19 protein-coding genes are annotated in these 14,205 nt (G+C 67.0%); 10 read left to right on the forward strand and 9 right to left on the reverse strand.

Going from position 1 to position 14,205, the window contains the following annotated elements:
• Positions 1-639, reverse strand: coding sequence for a histidine phosphatase family protein (locus IRG63_RS03340; protein ID WP_193509219.1), 639 nt, complete (start codon positions 637-639; stop codon positions 1-3).
• Between the two features lie 45 nt (positions 640-684).
• Between IRG63_RS03340 and aspS the strand changes: the two genes are divergently transcribed.
• A complete protein-coding gene (gene aspS / locus IRG63_RS03345; RefSeq protein WP_193509220.1) occupies positions 685-1,995 on the forward strand; it encodes an aspartate--tRNA(Asn) ligase in 1,311 nt (436 codons plus the stop codon).
• 86 nt (positions 1,996-2,081) lie between these two features.
• Here aspS and IRG63_RS03350 read toward each other — a convergent pair whose 3' ends face one another.
• Entirely contained in the window at positions 2,082-2,345 is a 264-nt protein-coding gene (locus IRG63_RS03350; RefSeq protein ID WP_193509221.1) for a glutaredoxin family protein, read from the reverse strand.
• A 43-nt stretch (positions 2,346-2,388) separates the two neighbouring features.
• On the opposite strand from IRG63_RS03350, the gene IRG63_RS03355 reads away from it, so the two are divergent.
• Complete coding sequence (locus IRG63_RS03355) at positions 2,389-3,135, forward strand: HAD family phosphatase (RefSeq protein ID WP_227411711.1); 747 nt, start codon at positions 2,389-2,391, stop codon at positions 3,133-3,135.
• Between the two features lie 51 nt (positions 3,136-3,186).
• Here the strand turns inward: IRG63_RS03355 and IRG63_RS03360 are convergent, their stop codons facing one another.
• The 3 genes from IRG63_RS03360 to IRG63_RS03370 all read right to left on the reverse strand — a co-directional run bounded on the left by IRG63_RS03360 (position 3,187) and on the right by IRG63_RS03370 (position 4,272).
• A complete protein-coding gene (locus IRG63_RS03360) occupies positions 3,187-3,285 on the reverse strand; it encodes a 30S ribosomal protein bS22 (protein WP_003792170.1) in 99 nt (32 codons plus the stop codon).
• A gap of 114 nt (positions 3,286-3,399) precedes the next feature.
• Complete coding sequence (locus IRG63_RS03365) at positions 3,400-3,606, reverse strand: helix-turn-helix domain-containing protein (RefSeq protein ID WP_168626836.1); 207 nt, start codon at positions 3,604-3,606, stop codon at positions 3,400-3,402.
• Positions 3,607-3,735: 129 nt separating this feature from the next.
• On the reverse strand, positions 3,736-4,272 hold the full coding sequence (locus IRG63_RS03370) for a metalloregulator ArsR/SmtB family transcription factor (protein WP_168625823.1): 537 nt from the start codon (positions 4,270-4,272) through the stop codon (positions 3,736-3,738).
• An 83-nt stretch (positions 4,273-4,355) separates the two neighbouring features.
• On the opposite strand from IRG63_RS03370, the gene IRG63_RS03375 reads away from it, so the two are divergent.
• Complete coding sequence (locus tag IRG63_RS03375) at positions 4,356-5,780, forward strand: TrkH family potassium uptake protein (RefSeq protein ID WP_193509222.1); 1,425 nt, start codon at positions 4,356-4,358, stop codon at positions 5,778-5,780.
• Positions 5,773-6,444 (forward strand): TrkA family potassium uptake protein, encoded by a 672-nt coding sequence (locus tag IRG63_RS03380; RefSeq protein WP_168625825.1) that lies wholly within the window; start codon positions 5,773-5,775, stop codon positions 6,442-6,444. Before IRG63_RS03375 ends, IRG63_RS03380 begins: the two co-directional genes overlap by 8 nt.
• Before the next feature lie 6 nt (positions 6,445-6,450).
• On the opposite strand, the gene proC is transcribed toward IRG63_RS03380, so the two are convergent.
• Positions 6,451-7,287, reverse strand: a complete 837-nt coding sequence (gene proC / locus IRG63_RS03385) for a pyrroline-5-carboxylate reductase (RefSeq protein ID WP_193509223.1) — start codon at positions 7,285-7,287, stop codon at positions 6,451-6,453.
• Between the two features lie 46 nt (positions 7,288-7,333).
• Here proC and IRG63_RS03390 point away from each other — a divergent pair, with 46 nt between their 5' ends.
• Together IRG63_RS03390 and IRG63_RS03395 are read left to right on the forward strand one after the other, a co-directional pair.
• Positions 7,334-8,296 (forward strand): cation diffusion facilitator family transporter, encoded by a 963-nt coding sequence (locus tag IRG63_RS03390; RefSeq protein ID WP_168625827.1) that lies wholly within the window; start codon positions 7,334-7,336, stop codon positions 8,294-8,296.
• Positions 8,293-9,012, forward strand: a complete 720-nt coding sequence (locus tag IRG63_RS03395) for a gamma-glutamyl-gamma-aminobutyrate hydrolase family protein (protein WP_168625828.1) — start codon at positions 8,293-8,295, stop codon at positions 9,010-9,012. The genes IRG63_RS03390 and IRG63_RS03395 overlap by 4 nt, the downstream gene beginning before the upstream one ends.
• Here the strand turns inward: IRG63_RS03395 and IRG63_RS03400 are convergent.
• Positions 8,984-9,415: a nucleoside deaminase gene (locus IRG63_RS03400; RefSeq protein WP_193509557.1), complete on the reverse strand. Its 432-nt coding sequence runs from the start codon at positions 9,413-9,415 to the stop codon at positions 8,984-8,986. The genes IRG63_RS03395 and IRG63_RS03400 overlap by 29 nt on opposite strands.
• Before the next feature lie 87 nt (positions 9,416-9,502).
• Between IRG63_RS03400 and upp the strand changes: the two genes are divergently transcribed.
• The 3 genes from upp (at position 9,503) to IRG63_RS03415 (ending at position 11,887) form a co-directional block, all read left to right on the forward strand.
• Entirely contained in the window at positions 9,503-10,138 is a 636-nt protein-coding gene (gene upp, locus IRG63_RS03405; RefSeq protein ID WP_168625830.1) for a uracil phosphoribosyltransferase, read from the forward strand.
• A gap of 312 nt (positions 10,139-10,450) precedes the next feature.
• On the forward strand, positions 10,451-11,155 hold the full coding sequence (locus IRG63_RS03410) for a winged helix-turn-helix domain-containing protein (protein WP_193509224.1): 705 nt from the start codon (positions 10,451-10,453) through the stop codon (positions 11,153-11,155).
• A gap of 267 nt (positions 11,156-11,422) precedes the next feature.
• A complete protein-coding gene (locus IRG63_RS03415) occupies positions 11,423-11,887 on the forward strand; it encodes a MarR family winged helix-turn-helix transcriptional regulator (protein ID WP_168625832.1) in 465 nt (154 codons plus the stop codon).
• On the opposite strand, the gene IRG63_RS03420 is transcribed toward IRG63_RS03415, so the two are convergent.
• Together IRG63_RS03420 and IRG63_RS03425 are read right to left on the reverse strand one after the other, a co-directional pair.
• Positions 11,884-12,768, reverse strand: a complete 885-nt coding sequence (locus tag IRG63_RS03420; RefSeq protein WP_168625833.1) for a PfkB family carbohydrate kinase — start codon at positions 12,766-12,768, stop codon at positions 11,884-11,886. The genes IRG63_RS03415 and IRG63_RS03420 overlap by 4 nt on opposite strands.
• A gap of 5 nt (positions 12,769-12,773) precedes the next feature.
• Positions 12,774-13,691 (reverse strand): pseudouridine-5'-phosphate glycosidase, encoded by a 918-nt coding sequence (locus tag IRG63_RS03425; RefSeq protein WP_193509225.1) that lies wholly within the window; start codon positions 13,689-13,691, stop codon positions 12,774-12,776.
• Between the two features lie 97 nt (positions 13,692-13,788).
• Here IRG63_RS03425 and IRG63_RS03430 point away from each other — a divergent pair, with 97 nt between their 5' ends.
• Positions 13,789-14,109, forward strand: coding sequence for a hypothetical protein (locus IRG63_RS03430; RefSeq protein WP_193509226.1), 321 nt, complete (start codon positions 13,789-13,791; stop codon positions 14,107-14,109).
• Positions 14,110-14,205 lie beyond the last annotated feature (96 nt).

Consider the following 14,205-nt stretch of genomic DNA (forward strand, 5'->3'; position numbering starts at 1 on the left):
TCACACTGCTCCCTGGTCGATCGATTCGGCAAGCAGCGCAGCGGCAGGTTCGGTGTAGCCGACCTGCACGAAACGGGTGCCGTCGTAGGTCAAAGTCGTGATGCTGGACAGGCTGCAGCGGCGCTTGCGCGGGTCATGGAACGGCTTCAGTCCAGCGACATGACGCTGCACCATGACTATGGGCATCTGGTGGCTCACCATCACCACCTCGCCGCCGTCTGCCGAGTGCCAAGCCGCCTCGATCGCGGCCATCATCCGCTTGATGACGCTCTGGTAGGGCTCGCCCCAGCTGGGCAGCCACGGGTTCACGACCCACGGCCAGCTCTTCGGCTTGAGCAGCACCTGCGGGCCGAACTCGAAGCGTCCACCCTCGAAGCGGTTCGTCGGCTCGATAAGCCGCTCGTCGGTGATGATCTCGAGATCGAACTTCTCCGCCCACGGTTCTGCTGACTCCTGCGCGCGCTGCAGTGGCGACGCGAAGACCCGCTCGATGGTGCGCCCGTCCATGGATTCCGCTGCGGATTGCGCCATCTTGAGGCCTAATCCGGACAGGTGGTACCCGGGCAGGCGACCATAGAGAATGCCTTCGGGATTGTGGACTTCTCCGTGGCGCACGAGGTGGAGGAGGGCGGCGGACACGGCATCCAGTCTACGTAGCCGTTTAGCCGTCGCTAAACTCGCAGGGTGACTGAACGCACCCTGATCAACGCCCTCGCCGCCATGACTGACGGCCCAGTGACTGTGTCCGGATGGGTGGACACGGTGCGCGACCAGAAGAAGGTGCAGTTCGTGGTGCTGCGCGACGAGTCGGGTGCGCTGCAGCTGGTGCATCCTCGCTCGGCTGAAGAAGATCCGCTGGCCGACACCATCTCTGCTCTCACCCACGGCAGCTTCATCACTGTGACCGGGCAGCTCAAGCATGACGAGCGAGTGAAGCTGGGCGGCATCGAGGTGCTCATCGAGACGCTCGATGTCGTGACTGAGTCGATCGCGGAGACGCCGATTGCGGACGACAGCAGCATCGACAAGCGCCTCGACTGGCGCTTCCTCGACCTGCGCCAGCCGGAGCACCAGCTGATCTTCCGCGTGCAGACGACGCTCGAGCATGCGTGGCGCACCTGGTGGGTCGAGCGTGACTTCATCGAACTGCACACCCCGAAGCTGATGGCCAGCGCGTCGGAGTCGCGTGCGGAGCTGTTCGAGGTCGGCTACTTCGAGGGCACCGCCTACCTCGCGCAGAGCCCGCAGTTCTTCAAGCAGATGGCGCAGCCGGCCGGGTTCGGTCGGGTGTTCGAGATTGGCCCTGCGTTCCGCGCCGACCCGAGCTTCACGAGCCGCCACGCCACAGAGTTCACGAGCATCGACGCCGAAATCAGCTGGATCACCAGCCACGAGGATGTCATGGCGATGCACGAGCAGCTCATGGTCGCCGGCATCACAGCTGTGAAGGAGAAGCATGGCGACGCGCTGCGCGAGGCGTTCGGCATCGAGCTGAAGATCCCGTCGACACCGTTCCCGCGCATCCCGCTGGCCGAGGCCAAGCGCATCGTCGCGGAGCGCGGCTACGAAATCCCGCGCGCGGATGAGGACATGGACCCCGAGGGCGAGCGTCGGATCTCCGCGTACGCGAAGGAGGAGCTCGGGCACGACTTCGTGTTCGTCACCGACTATGCCTCAAGCATCCGGCCGTTCTACCACATGCGTCACGAGGGCGACCCGACACTCACCAACAGCTACGACCTGATCTACAACGGCGTCGAGATCTCCACCGGCGCTCAGCGCGAGCACCGCATCGATGTGCTGGTCGAGCAGGCGAAGGAGAAGGGACTCGACCCGGAGGAGCTGGACTTCTACCTCGACTTCTTCCGCTACGGCGTGCCGCCGCACGGCGGGTTCGGCATGGGTCTCGCCCGAGTGCTGATGCTCATGCTGGGGCTGTCGACGCTGCGGGAGACGACCTACCTGTTCCGCGGACCGAACCGGCTGCTGCCGTAGGCGCGCCGGCGCCGCTCAAATGTGCGAGAGCGCGCGCAATATCCCGTGCGTTCGCACATTTGGGCGGCGCTCGGCGATGGAAGGGGTCAGGCGTCGAGGATCGCCGCGCGCAGCTTCTCGGGCTTGACCCGCCACTGCGCGTGCTTCGTGTCGTTCACGAGCACGACCGGGATCTGCTCCCAATACTGCTCGTACAGCGCGTCGTCGTCGAGGATCGACTTGTGCTCGACGGTCACCTCCGGCGCAGCCGGCTCGGTCGCGAGCTCGCCGATCACGTCCTGGATCACGTCCTTGGCGACGTCGCAGAGGTGACACGCGGGCTTGCCGATGATGGTGAGACGAACAGACACACGTCGAGCTTAACGGCCGCACCGGGTGGCTAGCATGGAGCGGATGCCCGAAGCGCCAACAGCCAGTGCCATCGTCGCCTACTTCGACGTAGACAACACGCTCCTCCGCGGCGCAAGCATCTACCATCTCGGTCGCGGCGCGTTCCGGCGCCGGATGCTGGGGTTTCGCGATCTGGCCAGGTTCGGCTGGCAGCAGCTGAGGTTCATCGCGGTCGGCGAGAACCGCGAGCACATGGCAAGCGCCCGCGAGCGCGCGCTCGAGCTGGCCGGCGGACGCTCCGAGGCTGAGCTCACGGAACTCGCCGAGGAGGTCTACGACCGTTACATCGAACCCAAGCTGTGGCCGGAGACCGTGGACCTCGCCCGGGAGCACCTCGCCAAGGGCCACGAGGTGTGGCTGGTCACCGCCACTCCGGTGCACATCGCGCGCGTGATCGCCACCAGGCTGGGGCTGACCGGGGCGCTCGGCACCGAGATCGAAGCCGTCGACGGGGTGCTGACCGGCCGCCTCAACGGCCAGGTCCTGCACGGCGAGCTCAAGGCATCCGCCGCCCGCGACCTGGCGGCGCGGCTCGGCGCCGACCTTGCCGACTGCTGGGCGTACTCGGATTCCCGCAACGACATCCCGCTGCTGAACCTGGTCGGCAACCGGGTGGTGGTGAACCCGGATGCCGCGCTCGAACGCTACGCCGATGCCCGAGGTTGGGCGACTCTGCGGCTCCGACCGGCGAGCATCCGTGAAGCGCAGCGGCGCGTGCGACGCGAGGCTCGAGCCGCTCGGCGACGCTAGCGCAAACAAAAACGCCAGACCTTTCGGCCTGGCGTTCAGGTTGTTCGCGCGCTACTTCTTGTTGCGACGCTGGTGACGAGTCTTGCGAAGCAGCTTGCGGTGCTTCTTCTTCGCCATGCGCTTGCGGCGCTTCTTGATGACAGAACCCATAGGGACCTCACTGATCTGATTACGGACACCGGGTCCGTTCAGAACCGCGGAAAAAATGCCTCGGGTAAGTGTAGCGGATCGGCCACTGTGCGCCGTCCGTGAGTCCGTGCGGGGCTAGCCGGCCTGTGTGCCGCGATCGGCGACAGTGGTGTCGATCGCTGCCTGCACCGCCGACTCCGGCACCCGGAACGAACGGCCGAAGCGGATCGCCGGCAGATCGCCCGCGTGCACCATCCGGTAGACGGTCATCTTGGAGACGCGCATCATGTCGGCAACCTCGGCCACCGTCAGGAACCTCACGTCAGACAGTTCCTTCGCCATCGCGAACTCCTCGGGAAGAGGCGTCACCCCCGACGCCTGAAGCCAATGTTAACGGAGTGTCGCTTTGTAACTGCTGTGACTGGTGATACTCCGCGTGGAGTCACTTTAGGGCTAACCCTGACGATCTGTCTACTCCGCTGGGGAGGCGTCCTTGCGCCCGAGGCGCTCGCGGAGCGGCTCGATCACACGCTTCTCCACGGTGGCGGATGCGCCCTCGAACGCGGTGCGCACCTGGTGTGATGCGTCGGCGACACTGCGTCCCACCGCGGCACCGGCATCCGCCGAATGCTCGATCGAGTCCGCGACCCTGCGGATCGGCCCCGGCAGCTCGGAACCGGACCACGCCGCGAACACCGTCTGGCTCGCGTCATCATCCTCGAAGTCGGCGCTGAGGAACGGGATGATCCAGTCCTCGAGCTCCTCGAGCGGCGCGGCGTTGAGCCTGTAGTAACGGTGCTGGCCGACCTCACGCACGGTGACCAGCTCGGCATCCCGCAGCACCTTGAGCTGCTTCGACACGGTCGGCTGGCTCAGCCCGAGAGTATTCACGATCTCACCGACGCTCACGTCGCCCGACTCGGAAGCCGACGAAACGTACCGGTCGAGCAGAAGCTGCAACAGATCCCTTCGCGTCGGGTCGGCCACTACGTCGAAGATGTCTGCCATGGCAACAGGCTACTTGGCCTCGGTACGGAGTACCATGACGACTCGTCGCTGTTTGGGCCGCCGGTCTGACACGAGGGAGCAGGATGCGCACACAGGCTGAAGTCAGCCGTCCCGTGCTCCGTCGCATCCGGACTTTCGTCGACACCGCGGTGGTCGCCTCTCCGGCCCGCTTCGCGACCGTCATCTTCACGTCGCTGGTGCTGGTGCTCACCGCGGTGCTCGCGCTACCCATCGCCACCGTCGAACGCTCGGCAACGCCGCTCGCCGACGCGCTGTTCACCGCGGTCTCCACGATTTGCGTCACCGGGTTGTCTGTCGTCGACATGGCGACGCACTGGTCGACCTTCGGAACTGTCGCGATCCTGATCGGCCTGCAGGTCGGCGGGATCGGCGTGCTGACACTCGCGAGCATGCTCGGTCTCATCGTCTCCCGCCGGCTGGGGCTGCGCGCCAAGCTGATGGCGGCAAGTGACACGAACCTGCAGCGCATCCATGCCGGCCCGGTCTCTGAAAGCCAGACAGTCAAGCTCGGCGACATCGGCGGGCTGCTCTCAACGGTCGCGATCAGCGTGCTCGCCATCGAGTTGGCGGTGACGGTGTTGATCACACCGCGGCTCATGCTCGCCGGGTTCGACCCGTGGGCGGCGACCTGGCAGGGCTTCTACTACGCTTCATCCGCCTTCACGAACACCGGTTTCATGCCGAACCCTGAAGGGCTCGAGCCGTTCGAGACAGACCCGTGGATGCTCGGGTCGATCAGCATCGCCGTGATCCTGGGCAGTCTCGGTTTTCCGGTGATCTTCGCGCTCGCGCGGCTCAGCCGGGGCGAGGGGCGCCTGAGTGTTCACGTGAAGCTCACGCTGGTGACGACCACCATCCTGTTCGTGCTCGGCGCGATCGCGATCTACGCGCTCGAGTGGGCGAACCCGGCGACGATCGGAGCGCAGGATCCGGCGGCCCGGCCGATGACGGCTGGCTTCTTGTCGATCATGACCAGGTCCGGCGGCTTCTCGAACGTCGACATCAACGAGATGCACGGCTCGACGCTTCTGATCATGGACATGCTCATGTTCGTCGGTGGCGGGTCGGCATCGACCGCGGGCGGCATCAAGGTGACAACGCTTGCGGTGCTGTTCCTGGCGGCGCTTGCCGAGGCGCGCGGTGATGAGAATATGCAGGCGTTCAACCGGCGCCTGCCTTCGGATGTGCTCCGCCTGTCGGTGAGCGTCGTGCTGTGGGGCGCGACCATCGTGGCGGTCGCCACCATCGCGCTGCTGGTGGTGACCGATGAGCCGATGGACCGTGTGCTGTTCGATGTGATCTCCGCGTTCGCGACCTGCGGCCTGTCCACCGGCGTCACCGCCGAGGTGCCGGATGCCGGAAAGTACATCCTCGCCGCGACGATGTGGGCGGGGCGCGTTGGTACAGTGACTCTGGCCGCCGCGCTGGCGGCGAGCCAGCGCAGGCAGCTCTACACTCTCCCGGAAGAGAGGCCAATCGTTGGTTGAGAGAATCCCCCACAACGCCCCAGTGCTCGTGATCGGGCTGGGACGGTTCGGAGCAGGCGCCGCAGGCCAGCTCGATCGGCTCGGCCGCGAGGTGCTGGCTGTGGACGAAAGCGCTGCCCTCGTGCAGAAGTGGGCCGACCGGGTCACGCACACGGTGCAAGCGGATGCACGGTCGATCGAATCGCTGCGCCAGATCGGCGCGCAGGACTTCTCCGTCGCGATCGTCGCGGTCGGGTCATCGATCGAGGCGAGCGTGCTCATCACAGCGAACCTGGTGGACCTGAGGGTGCCGCAGATCTGGGCGAAGGCGATCAGCCAGAGTCACGGCAAGATCCTGGCGCGCATCGGCGCCAACCACGTGATCTATCCGGAGGCGGAAGCCGGCGAGCGCGTCGCGCACCTGGTGTCCGGTCGGATGCTCGACTTCATCGAGTTCGACGACGACTTCGCGATGGTCAAGATGTACCCGCCCAAGCCTGTCCGCGGCATGCCGCTGTCCGAGTCGAATATCCGGAAGAAGTACGGGATCACCATCGTCGGCGTGAAGTCGCCCGGACAAGACTTCACCTACGCGACCGCCGAGACGGTGATCACCAACCGGGACCTGATCATCGTCAGCGGCAAGTCCCAGAAGATCGAGGAGTTCGCGAGCCTGCAGGCCTGAGTGCGCCTAGCGGGCGGAAGCGGCCAGTTCGGCGGCACGCGCCATCGCGGCGGCCGCGGCACGATCGAAGAGTCCCTTGAGGTCTGCGGCTTCCAGCTCCGCGATCGCACGCTCTGTTGTGCCACCCGGGCTGGTCACCTGGCGGCGCAGTTCCGCCGGCTCGGTCCCGGATGCGCTCAGCAGTTCGGCCGCACCGGCGAATGTTCCCCCGACCATCTGCGCAGCTTCATCCGGGGTGAAGCCCAGCTCGACGGCCGCCGCGGTGAGCTGCTCGACCAGATAGAAGACGTAGGCGGGGCCGGATCCGGAGATCGCGCTGAGCGCGTCGAGCTTCTCCTCTGGCACCACGATCACGGTCCCAACGGTCGCGAACAGCTGCTCGGCGAGCGCCAGCTGCTCCGGCCCGACGCGCGACCCCTCGCTCAGTCCGGTCACCCCGCGACCGACAAGCGACGGCGTGTTCGGCATCGCTCGGATCACCGCCACCTCGTCCGGCACCAGCGCCTCCATTGCGGCTGTGGTCACACCGACCGCGACACTGATGAGCACCGAGCCCGGCTCCAGCGAGGGCCCGATCTCGCGCAGCAGGTCTGGCACCATCGGCGGCTTGACCGCGACGATCACCACCCGCGCTCCGGTGACCGCGGCGAGGTTGGCGTTCGGGTCGGTGTCGGTCGAGTAGCTCGTCACCGAGTCTCGGCGCAACACAGCCGCCTTCCGCTCGGTCCGGTTGGTGACCCGGATCCCGCCGCTCACCGTCACATCCGGATTCAGCAGCCCGCCGAGTATCGCTCCCCCCATGGAACCGGTTCCGAGAATCGCCACGGCGGGAAGGGTGATCATCCGACCATCCTAGGATTGTTGCCACCGAAGCCAGAGGGAGATTCTTGTGAGCGCAAGCGGCGGCACCAAAGCAGTGGTGGCGGCACTTCTCGCCAACACCGGCATCGCCATCACGAAGTTCATCGCGTGGGCGTTCTCCGGTTCCAGTTCGATGCTGGCGGAGGCGGTGCACTCGGTGGCGGATGCCGGCAACCAGCTCCTGCTGCTGCGCGGCGGCCAGGTCGCCAAGAAACAGGCGGACGCCGAGCACCCCTTCGGTTACGGCCGCGAGCGCTTCGTGTACGCGTTCGTTGTCTCGATCATCCTGTTCAGCGTCGGCGGGCTGTTCTCCATCTACGAGGGCATCGACAAGCTGCGGCACCCGCACGAGCTCGACATACTGTGGCTGCCGATCGTCGTGCTGCTGATCGCGATCGTCCTCGAGTCGTTCTCGCTGCGCACCGCCGTGCGGGAATCGAACCACGTTCGCGGCACGCAGTCCTGGGTGCAGTTCGTTCGCCACTCCAAGTCGCCCGAGCTCCCAGTTGTGTTGCTCGAGGATATCGCCGCGCTGGTCGGGCTGATCTTCGCGTTCCTCGGTGTGAGCCTCACCATCATCACCGGCAACCCGGTGTGGGACGCGATCGGCACCCTGTTCATCGGCGCCCTGCTCGTGCTCGTCGCGATCGTCCTCGGCATCGAGACGAAGAGCCTGCTGGTCGGCGAGGGCGCGTCGGCCATCGATACCGAACGCATCCGCGACGCCATCAACGCCGACCCCGATGTCGAAGCGCTCATCCACATGAAGACGCTGTACGTCGGGCCGGAGGAGCTGCTCGTCGGCGCCAAGGTCGCCTTCAACAGCCGCAGGACGCTCGGCGACGTCGCCGCCCTGATCGACGAGCTCGAGGTTCGGGTGCGCGAGGCGGTACCGGTAGCGCGGATCATCTACATCGAACCGGATGTCTATGTGCGGCCGGGCGCGGAGAACCCGCCGACAGACAAGATCGTGATCAAGGGGTCGGATTGAGCGCGCCGGAGCGGAAGGCGGTCGTCTTCCAGCACCACCCCAACATCTCGCTCGGCAATCTCGCTCCCGTCCTCGACACGTTCGGGTACGACGTGCGCGTTGTCGACCCGACGGCCGGGCAGGTCGAGGGGCTGGATCCGCAGGACGCCGACCTGGTCATCGTGCTCGGCGGCCATGAGGCGGCCTACCGCCTCGACAAGTGGCCGTACCTGGAGGACGAGCGCCGCTTCATCCGGGCCCGCATCGACGCCGAGAAGCCGCTGCTCGGCATCTGCCTGGGCGCGCAGCTCATGGCCGGCGCGCTCGGCGCGCGCAACTACCGCGGCGACAAGCCCGACATCAGCTATCGCGACCTGGAGCTGACGGATGCCGGGATCGAGTCCGCGCTCGGCCTTGCGCGCGGCGTCCCGATGCTCGAATGGCACGGCGACCACTTCGAGCTGCCGGCCGAGGCAACCCTTCTCGCGAGCTCCGCTGCGTACCCGAACGAGGCGTTCTCGATCGGGGATTTCGCGCTCGCGGTGCAGTTCCACCCGGAAGTGACCGACGAGATGCACGAGGCGTGGATCGGCGACACGCGCGACCAACTCGAGCGGGAGGGCGTCGACCTCGACTGGTGGCGCGCCGAGCGGGAGAAGAACAACGGGCACATGCAGGTGGCAAGTCGCCTGATGTTCACCGCGTGGCTCAGCGACGTCCTGCGAAGAACTCCCTGAGCAGTTCGCTGCTCGGCTCGGCGTCGACGCCGCCGTACACCTCGACCCGGTGCGGGAGCCTGCGGTCGCGCAGCAGGTCGTAGACGCTGCCGGCTGCCCCCGCCTTGTCGTCCCACGCGCCGAAGACGACCGTCGGCACGCGGGCTGCGAGGATCGCGCCCGCGCACATCGGGCACGGCTCAAGGGTGACCACGAGCGTCGCATCCGTCAGCTGCCAGTCGCCGGTCGTCGTAGCGGCCGCACGCAGAGCTAGCACCTCGGCGTGTGCGGTGGGGTCCTGGCGCAGCTCGCGCTCGTTGCGGCCCCGGCCGATCACTCGGCCATCCGCGTCGACCACGATCGCGCCCACGGGCACATCGCCGTGAGCGAGGCACTGCTCCGCGAGTGTCAGGGCTGACCGCATCCAGTCGGAGAAGCGTGCGGGCGGTTTGGTCACGCCTCGCCTCCTCTCCGCTCGCCGGGTTGGCCGGTGCACAAGTAGATTGAGCCTATGCGAGTCCACGTTGCCGACCATCCGCTCATCACCCACAAGCTCACGGTGCTGAGGGACAAGAACACACCGTCGCCAACGTTTCGGGCTCTCACCGAGGAGCTGGTCACGCTGCTCGCCTATGAGGCGACCCGTCAGGTGCGTGTCGAGCCGGTGCAGATCGAAACGCCCGTCTCTGCGACGACCGGACTCGCAATCGCCAACCCGCGGCCGCTCGTCGTGCCGATCCTGCGCGCCGGGCTCGGGATGCTCGAGGGCATGGTCAAGCTCGTCCCCACCGCCGAGGTCGGCTTCCTCGGCATGGTGCGAGACGAGGAGACGCTGCAGCCGGCGATCTACGCAGAGCGCCTGCCTGAGGACCTCTCCAACCGCCAGTGCTTCGTGCTCGACCCCATGCTCGCCACCGGCGGATCGCTGCTGGCCGCCATCGAGTACCTGTTCGAGCGCGGTGCGGTGGACGTCACCGCGATCTGCCTGATCGCCGCACCAGAGGGACTCGAGGCGGTCGAGAAGGCCACGGAGGGCCGCGAGGTCACCATCGTGCTGGGCGCGCTCGACGAACGCCTCAACGAGCACGCCTACATCGTGCCCGGCCTCGGCGACGCGGGCGACCGCCTGTACGGCACGGTCGGCTGATTTGACAGCCGTCGCGCCCCGCCGCGTATGATTCCGGTATGACTCTGAACGCGCACACCCTGACCTCCCGCGAGGCCTCTTGGGTTGCCGGCACCATGATGCCGGTCAGCGCGGTCATGTGTTGTCGAATGTGTGCCTAACGGCTTCCTTCGCCGAACTGCACTCCTGAAACAGTGAGTTTGCAGTTCCCGGATGCCGGCCCTCATCCCGGTCGTTCATCCGTCACACGCGCAACACGAAGGCATTAACTCCTCATTAGAGGCCTTCACCACATGGCCCTTTCGGGCACTCGCTACACAAGGACTTCCTTCAATGTCTCTCGCAACCCTTGACCGACCCATCTCCCCTGTACGTCCCGTCGAACCCGCACCGGCTCGGCCGGCAGCACCGCACGTCCGGCCGGTGCCGGAAGGCACTGAGGCGCGCGGCTTCGTGCTGTACGTCGGGCTCGACGAGGCCGGCGCAGCAGCATCCGGAATCGAGCTGAGCCAGCTCGTCACCGCGCTCAAGAACCTCACCGCGGAACTCGCTCCCCGCGCGCAGACGCACGCGGCCGTCGCACTGGCACCGCGCGGTGCCGGCGGCCGCGACGTCGACGTCGTGCGGCTCGCGCTGCAGGACCCGTCTGCACTTGCGAAGTTCCGCCACCAGGACACCGTCGAGGAGGACGAGAAGCCGATCGACGAGGGCGTTATCGTCGACCTGTCGCGTAAGCGGGTGACGATCGACGGTGAGGTCGCGCCGCTCACGTTCAAGGAGTACGAGCTGCTGCAGTTCCTGGTGCTGCGCGTCGGCAAGACCGTCGCCCGCTCCGAGCTGATCGCGGGTCTGTGGCGCGCCGGCGACGATGACGCACCGAACGAGCGCACGATCGACGTCCACGTGCGTCGGCTGCGCGCCAAGCTCGGCGGCTACGAGGACATCGTGCGGACCGTGCGCGGCGTCGGCTACCGGTTCGACCGGCACGCGGATGTCTCGCTGCGCCACGCCACGACACGCTCGCCCGACGCCTTCTGAGGCCACTCGAAACCCGTCTGATCAGGGCTTTTGGCGTTCACGGCAAACTCGCATGAAAAATAACGAAAAGGTAACTAGCGTTCGTTACCGGTCCGTTATATAGTCGGTCTCAGCAGGAATTGTTTGCTGTGGCAGTTCTTGCGGAATGTGATTGCAGGACACTCTTGGTGCAAGGGAAGAGGGCCCGTCGCTAGCCTCTGCGACGGGCCCTCAATCCGTTAACACCCTCTTCTTGTTTGTAAGGTGGATCGCACGAAGGGGGTCGACATGAGCGACGCGGCCTTGGCGGTCGACGCGTGGGAGTCACTGTTCCGCACGCAGGTCGTCGTGATGCGCCAACTGACGGCCGAGTTCCCCTCCGGTGAAGTCACGATGGGCGACTACGACGCGCTGTTCACGCTGTCGCGGGCCGAGAACCGGCGGCTGAGGATCAAGAACCTCGCTGAGAACATGCTCCTCACCCAGCCAAGCGTGAGCAGGCTGATCGAGCGGCTCGCCTCCCGCGGCCTGGTCAACAAGCTGCCTGACCCTGAGGACGGCCGCGGCGTGATCGTCGAACTGACCCCGCACGGCTACGACGTGTTCCGGCGCGCTGCGGTGCGTCACATGGAGGGCATCGTGTCGAGGCTCACCTCGGCGCTGAGCGCTGACGAGTTGCGCCAGCTGACCGAGCTGACCACCAAGCTGCGCGCATCCGTTTCCGGGCATACGAGCCCGGATGCCGCGGACTAGACGGGAGGCCGCGCCCCGACGTTGGTGACCGCCCGGGCGGCGGCGCGAACTCCGCTTTCCGCGGCAGAGAGCGGGTCGCCGTTTTCGACCCAGGCGGCGAGAAAGCCGGCAGAGAACGCATCGCCCGCGCCGGTCGGGTCGACCAGGCGAGCCGGGACGGCCTCCAGGGCGATCGGCTCGAATCCAGCGTGGGCGAGCACGACACCCTCGTGCCCTTGGGTGAGCGCGACGATCGGGAATCGCTTGCCGAGCTCGCTGGCCATCTGCAGCGGATCGTCGCGGCCGGTCAGCACCCGGCCCTCGTCGAGGTTCGGGAACAGGATCGTCGCGCCCTCGATCGCTGACAGGAACTTCTCGGCGCCGAAATCCTCGATGAAGCCGGCGGAGGCCGGGTCGACCGAGACGGCAACCCCGCGTTCGTTGGCTCGCGCGATCAGTCGACGGTTGGCATCCTGACTCGGCGCCTGCAGCACGCTGTAGCCGGTGAAATGCACCACCGCAGCGGCGTCGAGGAGCTCGTCGGTCACGTCGTCAGCGGTCAGGTTGGCGTTGGCGCCGCGGTCGGTGTACATCGTGCGGCGGTCGCCATCGACGATGACCACGATGGTTCCGGTCGGCAGCTCGGCGTCGACCGTCAGCCGCGGGGTGACCTTTGCGTCGATGAGGTGCTGGGCGTGCTTGAGTTCGTCGCCGGCTCCGACCCGACCGACGAAGTCGACCTGAGCGCCGAGGTGCCCGAGCCAGGCCGCCGCGTTGGCCGCCGAACCACCGGCGCGATGCCGGATCTGACTCGGTGTGTCGGTGTCGGGGCGCACCGGGATGGACGGCACAGCGACGATGTCATCGATCACGTCACCGAAGACGACGATCCGTTTGGCCACCGTGGCTACCGGGTGCTCAGCGAGGACCAGGCAGTTGCGATCTCCGCGGCGAGCTTGACGTTGTTGCGGGCGAGATCCAGATTCACCTCGAGGCTGCGCCCATCCGATGCCTCGACGATGTAGCTCAGCAGGAACGGGGTGACGGCCTTGCCGTGCACGCCCGCCTCGGTCGCCGCGGTGAACGCGCGTGCGAGCACCCGATCGTGTTCGGTAGGGTCCCACTGCTGCTCCCGCGGGATCGGGTTCGCGACGATGATGCCCTGGCCGTGGCCGAGCTCGTCTTGCGACTTCATGATGCGCGCGACCTCGTCGGCGGACTCGACCGACCAGTCGAGGTCGAAGTCGGACTCGGTGAGCCAGAAGCTCGGGAACACTCGGGTGCCGAAGCCGACGACCGGCACGCTGAGGGTCTCCAGCCGCTCGAGGGTCGCCGCGATGTCGAGCACCGACTTCACGCCAGCGCTGACAACGGTGATCGGGGTGACCGCGAGAGTCGTGAGGTCCGCCGACTCGTCGAAGGTGTCGCTCGCGCCGCGGTGCACGCCGCCGAGACCGCCGGTGGCGAAGACGCGCACACCGGCGAGGGCCGCGATGTGTGCGGTTGCGGCGACCGTGGTGGCACCGGATGCGCCGGCCGCAGCCAGGATCGGAAGGTCGCGGACGCTGGCCTTCGCCATCTCCTCGTCGGCGATCCGGCGGACGCCCTCCGCGTCGAGGCCGACCTGCGGTACCCCGTCAAGCACGGCGATGGTCGCGGGCGTGACGCCGCGGTCGAGGAGCAGCTGCTCGAACTCCTGGGCGGCCTCGAAGTTACGGGGCCGCGGCAGTCCGTGCGAGATGATCGTGGACTCGAGGGCGACGACCGGGCGGCCCTCGTTGAGAGCCGCGGCGACGGGTTCTGAGACGTGGAATGGCTGAGACATAAGACCCTCAGACTACCGGGGTTGGTTGTCCCCGACGCCGTCTAGAATCGTTCTCGCAGGGCCGGCTGCTCGATCTTGGAGCACCACCGAAATGGCCATGTCACACCGTGTTCAGGACGGCATCGACGCCGCCGCCCGTGCGCGCCGCGGCAACACCGGACCGTGGCATCCGATTCTGGCTGCGGTCGAGGACGAGCCAGGGGTGTGGCGGATGGTCAGCCCGCTCGGTGAGTGCTACGGCGTCATCCGGATGCTGGAGATCGGCGGCGAGCGCGGCTACCGGGCGGTGACCTGGGCGGCTCGCTCGGCGGACCGGGAGCTGATCGGGTACTACCGCACGCTGCGCACCGCGGCGCGGGAGACGCACCTGCATCACGTGCGGTCGCACTCGCGCGCCGGCTCGGCGAACGGGCGGTAGGCGGGCTGTTTCGCGGTTGGAGCTGCCGAGCTCGTTTGCGGCCATCCGCGGCGCTTCCGGACCGCCGCAGGTTATCCGGACATCCGCCGTTCCGCC

This window comes from Cryobacterium sp. BB736, assembly GCF_014980265.1.
Classification (GTDB): Bacteria; Actinomycetota; Actinomycetes; order Actinomycetales; family Microbacteriaceae; genus Terrimesophilobacter.

Coding starts and splice junctions, on each gene's coding strand:
- IRG63_RS03355 (WP_227411711.1), top strand. CDS start 2,389: ATGCCCGAAGCGCCAACAGCCAGTGCCATCGTCGCCTACTTCGACGTA.
- IRG63_RS03360 (WP_003792170.1), bottom strand. CDS start 3,285: ATGGGTTCTGTCATCAAGAAGCGCCGCAAGCGCATGGCGAAGAAGAAG.
- IRG63_RS03365 (WP_168626836.1), bottom strand. CDS start 3,606: ATGGCGAAGGAACTGTCTGACGTGAGGTTCCTGACGGTGGCCGAGGTT.
- IRG63_RS03370 (WP_168625823.1), bottom strand. CDS start 4,272: ATGGCAGACATCTTCGACGTAGTGGCCGACCCGACGCGAAGGGATCTG.
- IRG63_RS03375 (WP_193509222.1), top strand. CDS start 4,356: ATGCGCACACAGGCTGAAGTCAGCCGTCCCGTGCTCCGTCGCATCCGG.
- proC (WP_193509223.1), bottom strand. CDS start 7,287: ATGATCACCCTTCCCGCCGTGGCGATTCTCGGAACCGGTTCCATGGGG.
- IRG63_RS03400 (WP_193509557.1), bottom strand. CDS start 9,415: ATGCGGTCAGCCCTGACACTCGCGGAGCAGTGCCTCGCTCACGGCGAT.
- upp (WP_168625830.1), top strand. CDS start 9,503: ATGCGAGTCCACGTTGCCGACCATCCGCTCATCACCCACAAGCTCACG.
- IRG63_RS03410 (WP_193509224.1), top strand. CDS start 10,451: ATGTCTCTCGCAACCCTTGACCGACCCATCTCCCCTGTACGTCCCGTC.
- IRG63_RS03415 (WP_168625832.1), top strand. CDS start 11,423: ATGAGCGACGCGGCCTTGGCGGTCGACGCGTGGGAGTCACTGTTCCGC.
- IRG63_RS03425 (WP_193509225.1), bottom strand. CDS start 13,691: ATGTCTCAGCCATTCCACGTCTCAGAACCCGTCGCCGCGGCTCTCAAC.
- IRG63_RS03430 (WP_193509226.1), top strand. CDS start 13,789: ATGTCACACCGTGTTCAGGACGGCATCGACGCCGCCGCCCGTGCGCGC.